We start from the raw sequence: 16,583 nt of genomic DNA on the forward strand, positions 1-16,583 counted from the left end.
AGGATCAGCCCTTGATCTCGGTCCAGGCGGTCGTCCAGTCGCCGTAGTCGGTGCACTTCACGTCCGTGCGACCGTCCAGGCACTGCTCGATCGGCGTCGTCCAGTAGTGGATCTTGGCGGCGTACGCCGCGTCCTCCGCGTGGTAGGTGTCGCAGAAGGTCGGGTCGGAGGTCAGGCTGCAGGCCTGCGTGTTGGCCGGCGCCTCGCCGAAGTACTCCGCGACCGCCGCCTGCGCCTTCGGGCTGGTGATGTAGTCCATCCAGAGGTAGCCGCAGTTGGGGTTCTTCGCCTCGGCGCCGATCATCCAGGTGTCCGACCAGCCGGTGGAGCCCTCGTCGGGCAGGACCGCCTCGACCTTGGCGCCCTCGCCCTGCGCGACCGAGGCGATCACCTGCCAGGTGGTGCCGATGACGGAGTCGCCGGACTTGAAGGCCTGGACCTCCTTGAGGTAGTCCGACCAGTACTCCGAGACGTTCTCCTTCTGCTTCTTCAGCACCTCGACGGCGGCCGCGAGCTGGTCCTCGTCCAGCGCGTACGGGTCCTTGATGCCGAGGTCGGGCTGGGTGTCCATCAGGTAGAGCGCGGCGTCGGCGATGTAGATCGGCGAGTCGTACGCCGTGACCTTACCGGCGTACTGCGAGGCATCGTCGAAGACCGCGCTCCAGCTGGTCGGCGCGGGGCTGACCTTCTCGGTGTCGTACATCAGCAGGTTGGCGCCCCAGCCGTGCGGCACGCCGTACATCTGGCCGTCGACGGAGTTGAACGCCTGGTCCTTGAGGAACGGCGCAATGTCGGCGTAGTTCTTCAGCAGCTTGGTGTTGACCGGGGCGACGTCCCCGGCCGCGACCAGCCGCAGGGTGGCGTCGCCGGAGGCCGAGACGACGTCGTACTCGCCGGTCTTCATCAGCTGGACGGCCTCGTCGGAGGTGCCGAAGTACTTCACGTTGGCCTGACAGCCGGACTCCTTCTCGAACGGCGTCACCCAGTCGATCGTCTTGTCCGTGCTGCCGTCCTCGGCGTATCCGGGCCACGCGAGGATGTTGACCTGTCCCTCGGGGTCGCCGATCGCGGTCGCCATGGGTACGTCGGGTGCGCTGAAGCCGCCCTGGTCCGCACTGGCCTTCTTGTCGCCGTCCGAGCCTCCCGAGCTGGTGCCGCACGCCGTGGCCAGGGCGAGCACGCCTGCGCACGCGACCGCGGCGAGCCGCTTCGAGCCGATGTTCCTCATGCCGTCTCCTCTTCGGGAAGCGCCGCGGTCTCGGACGAGGCCAGCGGCACCAGGTGGTCACGTCGCCAGGTGAGCACGACGCGTTGGTCACGCCGCTCCAGGGCGGCGTCGATCGAGGTGTCGGTGTTGGGGTGCGACACCGTCACGGTGGGCCCGGCGTCCAGCGCGACCACGGTGCTCGTGGTGGAGCCGAGGTAGACGACCTCGCGCACGACGCCCGGGGCGATGCACAGGCCGGTCACGTCCGTCGGCGCCTCGGCGTCGAGGCGCACCTTCTCCGGGCGGATGACGAACGAGCCGGCCTCGCCGACCACGGCGCGGGCGGCCTCGCCCTGGAAGAGGTTGAAGGTGCCCACGAAGCCCGCCACGAAGGCGCTGGCCGGACGCTCGTAGAGGTCGACCGGCGCGGCCAGCTGCTCGATGCGGCCCTCGTTGAAGACCGCGACGCGGTCGCTCATCGTCAGGGCCTCCTCCTGGTCGTGGGTCACGAAGACGAAGGTGATGCCGACCTCGCGCTGGATCTGCTTCAGCTCGATCTGCATCTCGCGCCGCAGCTTGAGGTCCAGCGCGCCGAGCGGCTCGTCGAGCAGCAGGACCTTGGGCCGGTTGACCAGCGCCCGCGCCAGGGCGACGCGCTGGCGCTGACCACCCGAGAGCTGGTGGGGCCGCCGCGCGGCGTACGCCTCCAGGCGCACGGTCGCGAGCGCCTCCTCGGCACGCTTGCGGCGCTCGGACCGGCCGACCTTCTTCACGCGCAGGCCGTACTCGACGTTCTCGAGCACGCTCATGTGCGGGAAGATCGCGTAGTCCTGGAAGACGGTGTTGACGTCGCGCGCGAAGGGAGGGCGAGTGGTCACGTCGTCCTCGCCGAGCAGGATCGTGCCGGCGGTCGGCACCTCGAAGCCGGCGATCAGGCGCAGCACGGTGGTCTTGCCGGAGCCGGACGGGCCGAGCATCGAGAAGAACTCGCCGTCCGCGATGTCCAGGTCGAGGTCGTCCACGGCCCGGACCTGGTCGTAGTGCTTGCTCAGGCCTCGCAGGGAGATGGCCGTCGCCGTCATCTGGCTCCTCTGGTCCGGTCCGGCGGTACTGTTCGACAGGAGTCGACGGCTCATAAGATATGGAACCAGACATTAGATGCATAGCCCTGTTCGGTAACGACTGTGTTGCGAAGGAGACGGGCGGATGGCCGACGCACCTCGGCGCGGTGGGCGGGCGCGGAGCGCGATCTTCGCTCCCCTGTCCGAGGTCGGCCGCGCGGGCCAGGTCGAGCTGCGGCTGACCGAGGCGATCCGCTCCGGCGTCCTCATCGAGGGTGAGCGGCTCCCCAGCGAGCCGGAGCTCGCAGGGCTGCTCGGGGTCGCCGTCGTGACCGTCCGCGAGGCCCTGACCGGGCTGCGCGGACAGGGTCTGGTCACCACCACCCGCGGGCGCGGCGGTGGCACCTTCGTCGCCGCCGAGGCGGCCGCCGACGAGGAGGCGCTCGCCGAGCGGCTGGCCTCGATGTCGCGCGCGGAGCTGCACGACCGGGGCACGCAGTACGCCCTGGTGCTGGCCGGCTGCGCCGAGATCGCCGCCGAGCGCGCCGACGCCGAGGAGGCCTCGCTGCTGCGGGGGCTGCTCGCCGACGAGAGCGACGACGTCGGGGCGTGGCGTCACGCCGACGCCGAGCTGTGGCTGTCGATCGCCTCCCTCACCCAGTCGGCCCGGGTGACCCGCGAGGTGGTCCGCCTGGAGGCGGACTTCGGCATGGTCGTGCGCATCCCGCTTCGCGACCCGGAGGTCCGCGCCCGGACGCTGGTCGGTGTCGAGCGCGTGATCGCGGCCATCGAGGCCGGCGACGCGGAGGGCGCCCGCCGGGGTGCCCGGACCCACCTGCAGGAGACCCTGGACCGGGTGGCCCGGACCCAGGCCGACGTCACCGATCGCCACCGGCTGCCGAGGAGTGCCTCGTGAGCACCGCACCGACCACGCTCCCGACCACGCTGGCGGACTCCATGGCGCGCTGCGCCCTCGCGGTCACGGCGTACTTCGGCGCCCTCTTCGGCTCGCTCGAGATCATCGCCGAGCGGGTCGGTGACCGGTTCGAGCCACGGCAGCCGGTGACGGCGGCAGCGCTGACCGAGCTGGTCGAGCCGCTGGCCGCCAGCACGCTCGCGTCGTACCCCGTCGTGGGTGCGGGGTTCGTCGTCAACCCGGGGTCGCTCGCGGACCGGGACCTCTACCTGGCCTGGTGGCAGGGCGAGGAGCAGCAGCCGCTGGCCGAGCGCGGCGTGCCGATCGGCCACCACGTCTTCGACTACACCCGCCACGAGTGGTTCCAGGTGCCGCTGGTCTCGGGGGCGCGTCACGTCACCGGGCCCTACGTCGACTACGTCTGCACCGACGAGTACGTGCTCACCGCGACGGTGCCCGTCCTCGTCGGCGGCCACCTGGTCGGCGTCGCGGGGGCCGACACGCGGCTCGACACGTTCGAGCGGCTGATGCGGGGCGCGCTGCAGGGTGGGGGCGACGTGGTGCTGGTCAACGGCCACGACCGGTGCGTCGTCGCCGCCGACCCGCTCCTGCGCTCGGGGCAGAAGGTCGACCCCACCACGTACGCCGCCGTGCGCGCGCTGCCGGGGCTGCCCTTCCGGGTGCTCGGCGGCGCGTAGCCCCCCTCAGAGCTCCTTGATGCCCCAGGGGCTGCCGTACTCGGTGAGGAGGTCGAGGAACGGCACCGCGTCGAAGGCCTCCGGGCCCAGCACCCCCGCGCCGCTCCAGGTGCCGCGGGCGAGCAGCTCCAGGGCCACGACCGGGTTGATGGCGGTCTGCCAGACCACGCACTGGTGGCCGTACTCGCGCATCGTGGTCTCGTTGTCGACCACGTGGTAGAGGTACGTCGACCGCGGCTGGCCGTCCTTGCCGGTGCCGGTCACCCAGAGACCGGCGCAGGTCTTGCCCTTCATCCGCGGACCGACGGTGGCCGGGTCCGGCAGCACCGCGGCGACCACGTCGCGCGGGCTCACCTCGACGCCCTTGACCCGGACCTTCTCGGTGCTGTCGAGACCGAGGGTGTGCAGCACCTTGAGGATGTTGATGAACTCGTCGCCCAGGCCGTACTTGAAGGTCGCGCGCCTGCAGTCCACCCACCGCGGCATCAGGAGCACCTCCTCGTGCTCGACGTTGACGCACTCGACCGGGCCGATGCCCTCGGGGAAGTCGAAGACCTCGGGCTCGGAGAAGGGCGGCGTCGTGAACCACGCGCCGTCCTCCCAGATCACCGGCGGGTTGAGGCACTCCTCGATCGTGGTCCACATCGAGAACGACGGCGCGAAGATCTCGTTGCCGTCGTCGTCGGTCACGACCAGGTTGGCACCGTCGCGGGTGCCGAGCTCGTCGATCTCGCTGAAGAGGTGGTCGGCGGCGTACCGCGCGAAGACGTCGGAGAGCCCGGGCTCGACACCGATCCCGACCAGCGCCAGGCGACCGTCGGCCTCCCAGTCGTCGGCCACGGCGAACTGCTCGTCGCCGAGCTTGACCCCCGTCTTCTCGTACGGCGCCTCCGGGTGCGGCCTCGACAGCGACATCGCCATGTCGAGGTAGTCGGCGCCCGCAGCCGCCGCGCCGTCGAAGATCGACATGTTGAAGACCGGGTCGACCGCGTTCATCACGTGCGTGATCCGGTGCTCGCGGCACAGGGCCGCGACCGACTCGGCCGACGACGCGTCGACCCGCACCGCGGCGTACCTCTGGTCGGTCGCCGCCGCCTTCGCCGCCTTAGCCTCGTCGTAGTCGGCGACCACGATCGTCTCGAAGAAGTCACGGCGTGCGGCGATGGCGGCGAACGCCGAGCCGACGCCGCCGGCGCCGACCAACAGGATCCTCATGCGGTCTCTTTCCTTGGTGGTCGGTGGTCGGTGGTCGGTGGTTGAGGTGCGAGGGCCGCTAGGCCCGAGCCTCGAAACCACCGAGGTCGGTGGTCGAGGTGCGAGGGGTCGACCACCGAGGTCGGTGGTCGAGGTGCGAGGGCCGCCAGGCCCGAGCCTCGAGACCGCCGGTGGCGTCACTCCCCGATGTAGGACATGACGTGCTTGATCCGGGTGTAGTCCTCGAGGCCGTACATGGACAGGTCCTTGCCGTAGCCGGAGTGCTTGAAGCCACCGTGCGGCATCTCGGAGATGAAGGGGATGTGGGTGTTGATCCAGACGACGCCGAAGTCGAGGCCCTTCGACATCCGCATCGCCCGCCCGTGGTCCTTGGTCCAGACGCTGGAGGACAGGCCGTACTCGACCCCGTTGGCCCAGCGCAGCGCCTCCGCCTCGTCACCGAACTTCTGGACGGTCATCACCGGGCCGAAGATCTCGGACTGGATCTGCTCGTCCTCCTGGCGCAGCCCGGAGAGGACGGTCGGCTCGTAGAAGTAGCCGCGCTCGCCCTGGCGCACGCCGCCGGTCTCGAGGTGGGCGTGGTCGGGCAGCCGGTCGACCATGGCGGAGACGCGGTCGAGCTGCGCCTGGTTGTTGAGCGGGCCGTAGTAAGTGTCGTCGTTGTCGGGCAGGCCGGTCGGCATCCCCTTCGCCGCCTCGGCGAGCGCGGCCACGAAGTCGTCGTAGATCCCGGCGCCGGCGAGCACGCGGGTGGCCGCCGTGCAGTCCTGGCCGCCGTTGAAGAGACCGGCGCCGGCGATGCCCTCGGCCGCCTTCTCGATGTCCGCGTCGTCGAAGACGATGACGGGAGCCTTGCCGCCGAGCTCGAGGTGGACCCGCTTGAGGTCGCGAGCAGCCGAGGTCGCGACCTCCATGCCGGCCCGGACCGAGCCGGTGATCGCGACCATCTGCGGGGTCCGGTGCTCGACCAGGGCGCGACCGGTGTCGCGGTCCCCGCAGACGACGTTCAGCACGCCCGGCGGCAGGAACTCCTGGGCGAGCTCGGCCAGCAGCGTGGAGCTGGCGGGCGTCGTGTCGCTGGGCTTGAGCACGATCGTGTTGCCGCCGGCGAGCGCCGGGGCGATCTTCCAGATCATCATCAGCAGCGGGTAGTTCCACGGCGTGACCTGCCCGACGACACCCACCGGCTCGCGGCGGACCCACGAGGTGTGGTCGGCCATGTACTCCCCCGCCGACTTGCCCTCGAGCACGCGCGCGGCGCCGGCGAAGAAGCGGAAGTGGTCCCAGGCGTACGGCATCTCCTCGGACATGGTCAGGCCGAGCGGCTTGCCGGTGTCCAGCGACTCGACGGCGTTGAACTCCTCGGCGCGCGCCTCGATCGCGTCGGCGATCTTGAGCAGCGCGTTGGAGCGGTCCTGCGGGGTGGTGCTGCCCCAGGTCTCGAACGCCGAGGCGGCCGCGGCGTACGCCCGGTCCACGTCCTCGGCGCCGGACCGCGGCGCCTGGGCGTACACCTCGCCCGTGGTCGGGTCGATGATGTCGTAGGTCTCCCCCGACACGCTCTCGACGAGCTCTCCGTTGACGACGTTGGTGAAGGTCTTGTCGGCCATGACGGCGAGCCTAGTGTCGTCGCAACGGAATCTGTAGGGCTGGAGGGCTTCGGCAGACGGAATTCGTTGAATCGTGCGTTTCAGGCGGCGAACCCGGCACCATGGCCGCATGCGGCTGACCACCACGATCCCCGCCCTCCCGTGTCGCGACGTCCGTGCGGCGACGACGTTCTACGCCGAGCGTCTCGGCTTCGGCGTCGGGCACACCGACGGCACCTTCAGCGTGCTGCTGCGCGACGACGCCCAGGTGCACCTGTGGCAGGCCGGCGACAGCTCGTGGCAGGGCCGCGACGACCTGGCCGCGCGCCCGGTGGTCAGCGGCGCGGAGACCTTCATCGCCGGCACCGCCAGCTGCCGGATCCAGGTGGACGGGATCGACGAGCTGTACGCCGAGATGGCCGGGGCCCGGGTCCTGCACACCGAGAGCGGCGGCGGTCCGCAGGAGACCGACTACGGCACCCGCGAGTTCCACGTCCTCGACCTCGACGGCAACCTGCTCACCTTCTACCTCTGGCGGTAGACGGCGCTCCCGTCGACCCAGGTCGACACCACCGCGGTCGCACCGATGTCGTCGGCCGAGCCCGCGAACGGGTCGCGGTCGAGCACCACGAGGTCCGCGGTCGCACCGGGTCGCAGCGCTCCCGCGTTGTCGCGGTGGTTGATCCACGCCGAGCCGGAGGTGTACGCCGCGAAGGCGCTCTCGAGCGCGATCGCCTGCTCCGGCAGGAACCGACGGCTCCCGGCGTCGCCGTGCTCGATCCGGTTGACGGCGACGTGGATGGCCTCGAGCGGGTTGGGCGTGCTGACCGGCCAGTCGCTGCCCGCGACCAGCCGGGCGCCGGCGCGCTCGAGGTCGCCGAACGGGTACTGCCACGTCGCCCGCTCCGCCCCGAGGAACGGCAGCGTCAGCTCGACCATCTGGTCGTCGAGGCAGGCCCAGAGCATCTGGAGGTTGGCGGCGACGCCGAGGCCGGCGAAGCGTCGTACGTCGTCGGGGTGCACGAGCTGCAGGTGCGCGACGTGGTGACGCCGCTCGGGATCGGTGCCCTCGAAGGCGTCCAGCGCCTCGCGCGCGCCGCGGTCGCCGATGGCGTGCACGTGCACCTGGAAGCCGACCGCGTCGAGCAGCCCGACGTAGCGCCGCAAGGCCTCGGGGTCGACGAACGAGTGACCGCTGTTGGTGGTCGCGTGGCCGCAGCGGTCGAGGTAGGGCTCGACCAGGGCGGCCGTGAAGTTCTCGGCCACGCCGTCCTGCATGATCTTCACGCTGGTGGCCCGGAACTGCCCGTGCGTGTACGCCTCCCGGCGGGCGACCAGGTCGGCGATCTGCTCCTCACCCCGGGTGCGGTCCCACCACAGCGCGCCGACGACGTGGGCGGACAGGTCGCCCTCCCGGGCCGCGCGGAGGTACGTCGGCCCGGGGTCGTCCATGCCGGCGTACGAGCCGACGATGGCGTCCTGCCACCCGGTCACGCCGTACGAGTGGAGGTAGCGCTGACCCTCGAGGAGGGCCGCGTAGTACTCGTCGTCCGTGGTCTGCGGGGTGAGGGCCGCGACCGCGTGCATCGCACCCTCGTGCAGCGTGCCGGTCGGGCGCCCGTCGGCGTCGCGCTCGAAGCGGCCGTCGGCGGGGTCGGGCGTGTGCCGGTCGATGCCGGCGATCTCCAGCGCACGGGAGTTGACCCACGCGCCGTGGTGGTCGCGGTTGGGCAGGAAGACGGGCCGGTCGGGCACGACGGCGTCGAGGTCGGCCGCCGTGGGCGTGCCGCCGGGGAACGCCGACATCGCCCAGCCGCCGCCGAGGATCCAGGGCCGGTCGGGGTGGGCGTCGGCGTGCTCCCGGATGATCCGGAGGTAGTCGTCGCGGGTCTCGCCCTCGGTCAGGTCGCAGCGGGTGCGCTCGAGACCGCCCTGCACCGCGTGCACGTGCGCGTCGACGAAGCCGGGCGAGAGCAGTCCGCCGTCGAGGTCCACCACGTCCGGGTCGGTCGAGGTCCGAGCGGTCCCCGTCTCGGGACCGACCTGCACGGACACGATCCGACCGGAGTCGACCAGCACCTCCCCCGCGCCGACGTAGCGGTGCCCGTCGAAGAGCGCGCCGTTGGTGAAGAGGGTGGCCATCAACGACCTTCCAGCAGCGGACCCGCCGGGTCGTGGGAGATCCCGTGCCGGCGAGCCGCCAGGCCGGAGAGCGCCTCGAGGCAGACCCGGTTGGCGAGAAAGGCGGTGATCTCGGCGTGGTCGTACGGCGGGGACACCTCGACCACGTCGATGCCGGCGACGGGCAGCTCCAGGCAGATCCGTCGTACGGCGTCGAGCAGCTGCCGCGACGAGAGACCGCCGGGCTCCGGGGTGCCCGTGCCGGGCGCGTGGCCCGGGTCGCAGACGTCGATGTCGACGGAGAGGAAGACGGCGTCGCACTCGTCGAGCGCGATCTCGAAGGCCTCGTCGAGGCAGGACTCCAGCCCGCGCTTGCCGATCTCGGTCATCTCGTAGGAGCGCATCCGCTGCTCGGCCATCCAGCCCAGCGTCTCGGGTCCTGGCCAGTAGCCGCGCAGCCCCATCTGGAGGAACCGGTCGCCGCGCAGGGCCCCGGACTCGATCAGGCGGCGCATCGGCTGACCGTGGCCGTAGAGCGAGCCGAACTCGATGTCGCCGGTGTCCGCGTGCGCGTCGAAGTGGATCATCGAGACCTTGCCGTACCCGTGGTGCCGGGCCACCCCGGTGGCGTCGGCCAGGGCGATCGAGTGGTCGCCGCCCAGGACGAGCGGGACCGCGCCCGCGCTGGCGACCGCGAAGACGGCGTCCTCGAGGGCGCGCAGCGAGCGCTCGATCTCCCCCGGCGGCATCTCGACGTCGCCGGCGTCGACGACCCGCAGGTCCTGCAGCGCATCGACGCGCAGCGCCAGGTGGGGCCGCGAGCCGTCGTGCGGCAGGTAGTCGGTCTGCCGGATCGCCATCGGGCCGAACCGGGTGCCCGGGCGGTGCGACGTACCCCCGTCGAACGGCGCGCCGACGACGACCACGTCGGCGGCGCCGAGCGAGGCGGCGTCGTCGAGGTCGACGCGGTCGACGCCGAGGAAGGTGATGTCGGGGCCGAACTGCGGTCCGTACCGGGTCATGCACCCATTTCTACAACGGATTCCGGAGAAATCACACGCTTCAGCGACGGATTCACTTGCTTCTCACGTGGTGGACCGCGCACCATGGGGGCATGGAGCACGACTACGACCACCTGCAGCGGGCCGCCAAGGACCACCTGTGGATGCACTTCACCCGGCACTCGACCTACGACACCTCGGACGTGCCGATCATCGTGCGCGGCGAGGGCGCCTACATCTACGACGCCCAGGGCAAGCGCTACCTCGACGGCCTGGGCGGCCTCTTCGTCTCCCAGCTCGGCCACGGGCGCACGGAGCTCGCCGACGCCGCGGCCGCGCAGGCCAAGGAGCTGGCCTTCCACCCCCTGTGGTCCTACGCGCACCCCAACGCGATCCTGCTCGCCGAGCGGATCGCCGGCTACGCCCCCGGCGACCTCAACCGGGTCTTCTTCACCACCGGTGGCGGCGAGGCCGTCGAGTCGGCGTGGAAGCTGGCCAAGAACTACTTCAAGCTGACCGGCAAGCCGATGAAGCACAAGGTCATCAGCCGCTCCATCGCCTACCACGGCACCACCCAGGGCGCCCTGTCGATCACCGGCCTGCCGCCGCTCAAGCAGCAGTTCGAGCCGCTGGTCCCCTCGACCTTCCGGGTGCCGAACACCAACCTCTACCGCGCCTCCGAGGCGACCGGTGGATTCCTCGACGGCTCCGACCCGGAGGCGTTCGGTCGCTGGGCGGCCGACCAGATCGCGGTCGCGATCGAGAACGAGGGCCCCGACACGGTCGCCGCCGTCTTCCTCGAGCCCGTGCAGAACGCCGGCGGCTGCTTCCCGCCCCCGCCCGGCTACTTCGACCGGGTCCGCGAGATCTGCGACGAGTACGACGTGCTCCTGGTCTCCGACGAGGTCATCTGCGCCTACGGCCGGCTCGGACACATGTTCGGCGCCGAGCGCTACGGCTACCAGCCCGACATCATCACCTCGGCCAAGGGCATCACCTCCGGCTACGCCCCGCTCGGCGCGATGATCGCCTCGGACCGGCTGATGGAGCCGTTCCTGCACGGCAGCGAGTCCTTCGCCCACGGCTTCACCTTCGGGGGGCACCCTGTCTCGACCGCGGTCGCGATGGCGAACTTCGACATTTTCGAGCAGGAGCACATCCTCGAGCACGTCCGCGACAACGAGGGCGCCTTCCGCGCCACGCTCGAGCGGCTGCTCGACCTGCCCATCGTCGGCGACGTCCGTGGCGACGGGTACTTCTACGGGATCGAGCTCGTCAAGGACAAGGGCACCCGGGAGACCTTCAACGAGGAGGAGTCCGAGAAGCTGCTGCGCGGCTTCCTCTCCAAGGCGCTGTACGACGAGGGCCTCTACTGCCGCGCCGACGACCGGGGCGACCCGGTCATCCAGCTCTCTCCCCCGCTCATCTGCGACCAGGCCCACTTCGACGAGATGGAGCAGATCCTGCGCACCGTGCTCGACAAGGCCGCCACCCTCCTGTAGCCCGCCGAGCCGGCGCCAGTTTGCAGCCGAGTCGGCGCCAGATTGCATCGGGCAGCCCGGTTATCCACAGAAGTGGTGGACCGGCGCTGTGGTGCGCGCCGAGCGGGCAGGGGTCTCCGCATGGAGACGCCCGCCCTGCCCGACCACCCGTTCACCTGCGCGATGGCTCGCGACCTCGGGCTGGATCCGGCCACGCTGTTCCGCCTCGTCGCGTACGGCGTGCTGCGCCACCCGGTGCGGGACGTCTACGTGCCCGCGACGATCACCGACAGCATCGAGCTCCGCTGCCGGGCGCTGACCCTCGTCCTGCCTGAGGACGCGTTCGTCTGCGACCGGACTGCGGCCTGGCTCCACGCCGGAGACCGTGCCCTCGCACCGAACGAGCACCTCTCGGTGCCCCCGATCTCGTGCTTCCGGCCCAGCGACGGCGGTCGGCTCCGCAACAAGCTGGTCGACAGCGGCGAGCGGGAGATGGCGCCGCGGGACCTGATGTCCATCGCCGGCCTGCCCGTCACCACACCGCTGCGGACCGCCCTGGACCTCGGCCGGCTGCAGCGCACCGCCGACCTCAAGCTGCACGGGATGGACGCGATGCTCAGCCTCGGGACCTTCCGCCACGAGCAGCTGCTGGCGGAGGTCCCCCGGTTCAACCGGCGGCGTGGGGTCGTGGCGCTACGCGTCCTCGCGCCGCTCGCCGACGGTGGGTCGGAGTCGTTCGGGGAGACCGCCGTACGTCGGCGCTGGCACGACGCCGGGCTTCCCCGGCCGCAGACCCAGATCCCGGTCCTCGTCGACGGCCGGGAGGTGGCCCGCCTCGACATGGGCCTGGAGGACCTGCTGTTCGGTGGCGAGTACGACGGCGCGCAGTGGCACGCCGCGGACCGGACGGAGCACGACGACGTACGACGGGAGTGGCTGAGTCGGACCCGCGGCTGGCACCTCGAGGTCTTCCGCAAGCACCACGTCTTCGGACCTCAGCAGGAGGTCGAGCACCGGCTGCGGACCGCGTACGACGCGTGCCGGGCTCGGCTCGGCCTGCGCCCGACCTACCTGCTCTGACTGCAATGTGGCGCCGACTCGCCTGCAATCTGGCGCCGACTCGGCATCTCTCCCCTACGCCAGGGCGCGCTGGCGACGGCGGTTGTTGAGCTCGCCGCCGACCACGATCACCACGGAGACCACGAACATCAGCGTGCCGACCGCGTTGACCTGCATCGGCACACCGCGCTGCGCGGCACCCCAGACGTACATCGGGAAGGTCGTCTCGGTGCCGGCGTTGAGGTTGGTGATGATGAAGTCGTCGAAGGACAGCGAGAAGCTGAGCAGCGCGGCACCGAGGATGCCGGGGAAGACGAGCGGGAAGGTGACCCGCCAGAACGTCTGCTGCGGTGTCGCATAGAGGTCCATCGCCGCCTGTTCGAGCGTGTCGCTCATGCCGGCGAGCCGCGAGCGCACGGTCACCACGACGAACGACAGGCAGAACATGATGTGGGCGACCAGGATCGTCCAGAAGCCGAGTTGACCGGCGAACCCCGCGGAGACGAACAACGCCAGCAGCGAGGAGCCGAGCACGATCTCGGGCGCCGCCATCGGCAGGAAGATCAGCAGGTTCGTCGAGGAGCGGAAGGCGAAGTCCCAGCGCACCAGGGCGAAGGCGGCCAGCGTGCCCAGGATCGTGGCCACCAGCGTCGCCAGGAAGCCGATCTGGACGCTCTTCCAGAGCGCGTCGCACATGCCCGCGGGCCCGCAGAAGTTCGTCCAGTTGTCGAGGGTGAAGCCGTCGAAGCGGTAGACGTTGCGGCTCGACGGGTCGTTGAAGCTCATCAGCACGACCACGAAGATCGGGATGAAGGTGTAGACGAGGACCAGCAGTCCGAGGATCAGCACGATGTTCCTGCGCAGCCACATCATCAGAGCAGCTCCTCCGTCCCGGCCTTGCGGACGTAGAACAGGACCATCACCAGGATCAGGACCATCAGCATCATCGAGAGCGCCGCGGCGATCGGATAGTTGTTCGCGTCGGTGAACTGGCTCTGGATGACGGTGCCGATCATCCGCTGGTTGGGCGTGCCGAGCAGGGTCTGGTTGATGTAGTCGCCGACCGCGGGGATGAAGGTCAGCAGCGTCCCGGACACCACGCCGGGCAGGGACAGCGGCCAGGTGACCTTCCAGAACCCGACGAAGGAGTTCGCGTAGAGGTCGCTGGAGGCCTCGATCAGCCGGTGGTCGATCTTGTCGATGCTGGCGAAGAGCGGCAGCACCATGAACGGCAGGAAGTTGTACGTCAGACCGGCCACGACCGCGAACGGGGTGGCGAGCAGACGGCCGTCGTCACCGAGCAGGTGCAGCGTCTGGAGCAGGTCCACGACGTACCCGTCGTCGGCCAGGATCAGCTTCCACGACAGGGTCCGCAGCAGGAAGCTGGTGAAGAACGGTGCGATCACCAGCACCAGCATCAGGTTCTTCCAGCGGCCGACCTTGAAGGCGATCGTGTACGCCAGGACGTAGCCCAGCACGAGGCAGAACAGCGTCGCGATCGCGCCGTACAGCAGCGACCTGAGCAACGGGCCCCAGTAGTCCGACAGCGCCGTCCAGTAGTTGGCGACGTGGTAGGTCATGTCGTAGCCGCGCAGGTCGGAGCCCGACGGGTCGTACAGGCTGGTCGCGACCAGCGAGTAGAACGGGATGACGAAGAAGAGCAGGAGCCAGGCGAGCCCCGGGATGATCAGGAGGTACGCGCCCGGCCCTCGGCTGCGGCCGTTGTCGGCCGGTGGGGCGACATCGGTCACGGCGACGGGCGCGGTGCCGGCGGTGCTCGTCATCAGTCGTCGACCTGGTCCGCGCCGGCCGAGGCGTCCTGGCTGATGTCGAGCAGGAAGGCGTACTCGGGACGCCACGAGAGGTCGACCGACTCACCGGTGCGGTAGAGCCGCCGGTGGCCGGTGTTCTGCTGGAAGACCTGCAGCTCCTGGCCCCACGGCATCCGCACGAGGTACTGCGTGCTCACGCCGACGAAGCTGACGTCGGTCACGACGCCGCCCGGGACCGAGTTGCCCGGGGCGTCGAGCTGCTCGCCGGGGTCGCCGATCAGGACCTTCTCGGGGCGGATCCCGATCCAGCCGCGGTCGCCGTCGGTGTGGGAGCGTCCGGCCGGGATCGACACGTCGATGCCGTTCATGTCGGCGACCACGATGTCCGCGCTGCGGCTCTTGATCGCGCCCTCGATCAGGTTGGACTGACCCAGGAAGTTGGCGACGAACGTCGTCTCCGGGTTCTCGTACAGGTCCTGCGGCGCCCCCATCTGCTCGATGACGCCCAGGTTCATCACCGCGACGGTGTCGGCCATGGTCATGGCCTCCTCCTGGTCGTGGGTGACGTGCACGAAGGTCAGGCCGACGTCGGTCTGGATCCGCTTGAGCTCGATCTGCATGGCGCGTCGCAGCTTGAGGTCGAGGGCGCCGAGCGGCTCGTCGAGCAGCAGCACCTCCGGCTCGTTGATGAGCGCTCGCGCCAGCGCGACGCGCTGCTGCTGCCCACCGGAGAGCTGGGCCGGGCGCTTGCGGGCCTGGGTGTCGAGCTCGACCAGGTCGAGCATCTCCCGGACCTTCTCCTCGATGCCCTTGACCTTGCGGCGCTTCAGGCCGAACGCGACGTTCTCGAAGATGTCGAGGTGCGGGAAGAGCGCGTAGTTCTGGAAGACCGTGTTGACCGGGCGTCGGTAGGGCCGCGCGTAGGTGATGTCCTGGCCCGCGAGGGTGATCGTGCCGGCCGTCGGGGTCTCCAGACCCGCGACCATGCGCAGGGTCGTGGTCTTGCCGCAGCCCGACGGACCCAGCAGCGCGAAGAACGAGCCCCGCGGGATGTCGAGGTCGAGGTCGGTGACCGCGTTGAACGACCCGAAGGACTTGGTGACGCCTCGCAGCCTCAGCCCGTCGTACGTCGCGTCGTCCTCGGTCGGCGTCGCCGTCTCAGCCACCTGTGACATTGGCCCAGTCTCCTTCGTACGTGGTGGTCTGCTTGTCGTCGAGCGGCATGAAGTCGAACGTCGTCTCGAGCATCTTGTCGTCGGGGAAGATCAGCTTGTTGTCGACGAGCGACGGGTCGATCTTCTCCATCTCCTGCTGGGCGCCCTTGACCGGACAGATGTAGTTGACCCAGGCCGCGAGTTGCGCCGCGACCTCGGGCTCGTAGTAGTAGTTGACCCACTCCTCGGCGTTCGACTGGTGGGCCGAGAGGTTGGGGACGAGCATGTTGTCGCTCCACAGCGACAGCCCCTCCTCCGGCGTGACGAACTTGATGTCGGGGTTGTCGAACTGCAGCTGGATGACGTCGCCCGACCAGGCCTCGCACGCCAGGATGTTGCCGGCCGCGAGGTCCTGGGTGTACTCGTTGCCGGTGAAGGCGCGGATCTGACCGGACCGGACGACCTTCTGGAGCCGGTCGATGGCGTTGCCCCACTCGGCGTCGGTGAACTTGCCGGGGTCGGCTCCGACCACCTTGAGCATGAACCCCATCGTGTCGCGCATCTCCGACAGCAGGGTGACGCGGCCCTTCAGGTCCGAGCGGGTGAGCAGGTCCTCGAAGCTCTTGACCTCTTTGATCTTCGCGGAGTTGTACGCGATGCCGGTCAGACCGGTCTGCCACGGGGCGTGGTAGGTCTGGTCCGGGTCCCACTGCCGGTTGCGCAGCGGGTCGATCAGGTTCTTCTCGACGTTGGGGACCTTCTTCGGGTCCATCGGCTGGACCCAGCCGAGGCTGATCATCCGCGCCGCCATCCAGTCGGTGAGCACCATGATGTCGCGCTTGATCGGCTCGCAGCCGCCGAGCTGGTTGCGGACCTTCGCGTAGAACTCCGCGTTGTCGTTGACGTCGTCGTTGTAGCTGACCTTGATCCCGGTCCGCTTCTCGAAGTTCGTCAGCGTCGTGGGCGAGCCGTCGTCGGACTCGTCGATGTACTGCGGCCAGTTGGAGACGACCAGCTTCCGCTGCGTGGCGGAGAGGTCCTCGGCACGACAGCTCGCCGGGTCCTGCACCACCCCGTCGGTGGAGAAGAACGGCAGCTTGAGCGCCGCGATGCTGACGCCGGCGAACGCCGCGCCACCTCCGACCTTGAGCAATCCGCGACGAGACATCCCGCCGCGACCACCTCCGGTGGGTCCCTGCACCATGCGGACTCCCTTCGAACCTGCTCGACGCATCGGATCGTGCCATGCGAAAGGACGCCCGACAAGCGATACCGTCGAGACGAAACATCCTCGCAACGAAATCGCTTG

Annotated in this window: 15 protein-coding genes; 5 read left to right on the plus strand and 10 right to left on the minus strand. The window is 69.9% G+C overall.

The features are described 5' to 3' along the window. Window positions 1–4 precede the first annotated feature (4 nt). Together N542_RS0122425 and N542_RS0122430 are read right to left on the minus strand one after the other, a co-directional pair. Window positions 5–1,228: an ABC transporter substrate-binding protein gene (locus N542_RS0122425; RefSeq protein WP_028645842.1), complete on the minus strand. Its 1,224-nt coding sequence runs from the start codon at window positions 1,226–1,228 to the stop codon at window positions 5–7. Beyond that, window positions 1,225–2,289 (minus strand): ABC transporter ATP-binding protein, encoded by a 1,065-nt coding sequence (locus tag N542_RS0122430; RefSeq protein WP_028645843.1) that lies wholly within the window; start codon window positions 2,287–2,289, stop codon window positions 1,225–1,227. Before N542_RS0122430 ends, N542_RS0122425 begins: the two co-directional genes overlap by 4 nt. Before the next feature lie 124 nt (window positions 2,290–2,413). Between N542_RS0122430 and N542_RS26170 the strand changes: the two genes are divergently transcribed. Together N542_RS26170 and N542_RS26175 are read left to right on the plus strand one after the other, a co-directional pair. After that, a complete protein-coding gene (locus N542_RS26170) occupies window positions 2,414–3,184 on the plus strand; it encodes a FadR/GntR family transcriptional regulator (RefSeq protein ID WP_036509452.1) in 771 nt (256 codons plus the stop codon). Then, a complete protein-coding gene (locus N542_RS26175; protein ID WP_051552279.1) occupies window positions 3,181–3,882 on the plus strand; it encodes a cache domain-containing protein in 702 nt (233 codons plus the stop codon). Before N542_RS26170 ends, N542_RS26175 begins: the two co-directional genes overlap by 4 nt. Before the next feature lie 6 nt (window positions 3,883–3,888). Here N542_RS26175 and N542_RS0122445 read toward each other — a convergent pair whose 3' ends face one another. Both N542_RS0122445 and N542_RS0122450 read right to left on the minus strand, forming a co-directional pair. Then, window positions 3,889–5,097: a saccharopine dehydrogenase family protein gene (locus N542_RS0122445; RefSeq protein ID WP_028645844.1), complete on the minus strand. Its 1,209-nt coding sequence runs from the start codon at window positions 5,095–5,097 to the stop codon at window positions 3,889–3,891. 176 nt (window positions 5,098–5,273) lie between these two features. After that, window positions 5,274–6,707 (minus strand): gamma-aminobutyraldehyde dehydrogenase, encoded by a 1,434-nt coding sequence (locus N542_RS0122450; RefSeq protein ID WP_028645845.1) that lies wholly within the window; start codon window positions 6,705–6,707, stop codon window positions 5,274–5,276. 109 nt (window positions 6,708–6,816) lie between these two features. Here N542_RS0122450 and N542_RS0122455 point away from each other — a divergent pair, with 109 nt between their 5' ends. After that, on the plus strand, window positions 6,817–7,227 hold the full coding sequence (locus tag N542_RS0122455; protein ID WP_028645846.1) for a bleomycin resistance protein: 411 nt from the start codon (window positions 6,817–6,819) through the stop codon (window positions 7,225–7,227). Here the strand turns inward: N542_RS0122455 and N542_RS26180 are convergent. After that, window positions 7,212–8,828: an amidohydrolase gene (locus N542_RS26180; protein WP_036509456.1), complete on the minus strand. Its 1,617-nt coding sequence runs from the start codon at window positions 8,826–8,828 to the stop codon at window positions 7,212–7,214. The two genes, N542_RS0122455 and N542_RS26180, sit on opposite strands and share 16 nt — an antisense overlap. Then, complete coding sequence (gene speB / locus N542_RS0122465) at window positions 8,828–9,829, minus strand: agmatinase (protein WP_028645847.1); 1,002 nt, start codon at window positions 9,827–9,829, stop codon at window positions 8,828–8,830. Before speB ends, N542_RS26180 begins: the two co-directional genes overlap by 1 nt. 92 nt (window positions 9,830–9,921) lie before the next feature. Here speB and N542_RS0122470 point away from each other — a divergent pair, with 92 nt between their 5' ends. Together N542_RS0122470 and N542_RS26185 are read left to right on the plus strand one after the other, a co-directional pair. Beyond that, window positions 9,922–11,310: an aspartate aminotransferase family protein gene (locus N542_RS0122470; RefSeq protein ID WP_028645848.1), complete on the plus strand. Its 1,389-nt coding sequence runs from the start codon at window positions 9,922–9,924 to the stop codon at window positions 11,308–11,310. A 120-nt stretch (window positions 11,311–11,430) separates the two neighbouring features. Then, window positions 11,431–12,369, plus strand: coding sequence for a hypothetical protein (locus N542_RS26185; RefSeq protein ID WP_051552281.1), 939 nt, complete (start codon window positions 11,431–11,433; stop codon window positions 12,367–12,369). A gap of 54 nt (window positions 12,370–12,423) precedes the next feature. Here the strand turns inward: N542_RS26185 and N542_RS0122480 are convergent, their stop codons facing one another. Genes N542_RS0122480 through N542_RS0122495 form a run of 4 tightly spaced genes read right to left on the minus strand, consistent with a single transcriptional unit; the run spans window position 12,424 to window position 16,478 of the window. Beyond that, window positions 12,424–13,221: an ABC transporter permease gene (locus N542_RS0122480; protein ID WP_028645849.1), complete on the minus strand. Its 798-nt coding sequence runs from the start codon at window positions 13,219–13,221 to the stop codon at window positions 12,424–12,426. Continuing rightward, entirely contained in the window at window positions 13,221–14,132 is a 912-nt protein-coding gene (locus N542_RS0122485; protein WP_028645850.1) for an ABC transporter permease, read from the minus strand. Before N542_RS0122485 ends, N542_RS0122480 begins: the two co-directional genes overlap by 1 nt. Then, window positions 14,132–15,295: an ABC transporter ATP-binding protein gene (locus N542_RS0122490; RefSeq protein WP_051552282.1), complete on the minus strand. Its 1,164-nt coding sequence runs from the start codon at window positions 15,293–15,295 to the stop codon at window positions 14,132–14,134. The genes N542_RS0122485 and N542_RS0122490 overlap by 1 nt, the downstream gene beginning before the upstream one ends. Beyond that, a complete protein-coding gene (locus N542_RS0122495) occupies window positions 15,279–16,478 on the minus strand; it encodes a polyamine ABC transporter substrate-binding protein (RefSeq protein WP_231482842.1) in 1,200 nt (399 codons plus the stop codon). Before N542_RS0122495 ends, N542_RS0122490 begins: the two co-directional genes overlap by 17 nt. Window positions 16,479–16,583 lie beyond the last annotated feature (105 nt).

It is taken from the genome of Nocardioides sp. URHA0020, from assembly GCF_000620705.1.
Taxonomy (GTDB): domain Bacteria; phylum Actinomycetota; class Actinomycetes; order Propionibacteriales; family Nocardioidaceae; genus Nocardioides.